Origin of the sequence: Sporosarcina pasadenensis (assembly GCF_047228845.1) — a bacterium.
Classification (GTDB): Bacteria; Bacillota; Bacilli; order Bacillales_A; family Planococcaceae; genus Sporosarcina.
Map to the genome: position 1 here is coordinate 1 of NZ_JBFEGM010000029.1, position 854 is coordinate 854.

Below are 854 nucleotides of genomic sequence, written 5' to 3' on the forward strand. Positions count from 1 at the left end.
CCTTCAACAGCGTCTTCGCCTTCAACAGCGTCTTCGCCTTCAACAGCGTCTTCGCCTTCAACAGCGTCTTCGCCTTCAACAGCGTCTTCGCCTTCAACAGCGTCTTCGCCTTCAACAGCGTCTTCGCCTTCAACAGCGTCTTCGCCTTCGACGGCTTCTTCGCCTTCGACAGCTTCTTCGCCTTCAACGGCGTCTTCGCCTTCAACGGCGTCTTCGCCTTCAACAGCGTCTTCGCCTTCAACAGGCTCTTCGCCTTCGACAGCGTCGTCACCTTCAACAGGCTCTTCCGCTACATCTTCGTCTCCAGCAGGTAATTCAATTGTACCGTCTTCTGTAGCATCTTCGCCTTCAGTAGGTACTTCTTCTGTTTCTTCACCTGGTAAAACGATACCAAGTTGGTTTTGGATAGCAAGGTTATAGTAGTCGATCAAACTTACATAATTTTGTAAGATTGATTTGTACTCATTGATTGCGTCGTCTGTTATAATAGAATCGGTTTGGTCAGTTGACGTAGTATCTTCAGTGATATTCTCGTCAGCTGGCTTTTCTGTTTCTTCAGCGTCTACTTCTGCTTCTTCTTCGTCAGCTGGTGCATCTGTAGCTTCTTCATCTACAGGTACATCCGTAGCTTCGTCTTCATTTACAGGTGCTTCATTAGAATCTTCTTCGTCAGCCGGAGCGTCAACAGCTTCTTCTTCGTCAGCTGGAGCGTCAACAGCTTCTTCTTCGTCAGCAGGTGCATCAACAGCTTCTTCTTCGTCAGCTGGAGCGTCAACAGCTTCTTCTTCGTCAGCAGGTGCATCTACAGCTTCTTCTTCGTCAGCTGGAGCGTCAACAGCTTCTTCTTCGTCAGC

The 854-nt window shown here is 48.8% G+C and carries 1 protein-coding gene; it reads right to left on the reverse strand.

Features of this window, described 5'->3' with window-relative positions; all coding sequences use genetic code 11:
• Positions 1-854 (reverse strand): hypothetical protein (locus tag AB1K89_RS18230; RefSeq protein WP_489686577.1); only part of this gene is annotated, 854 nt, incomplete at both ends.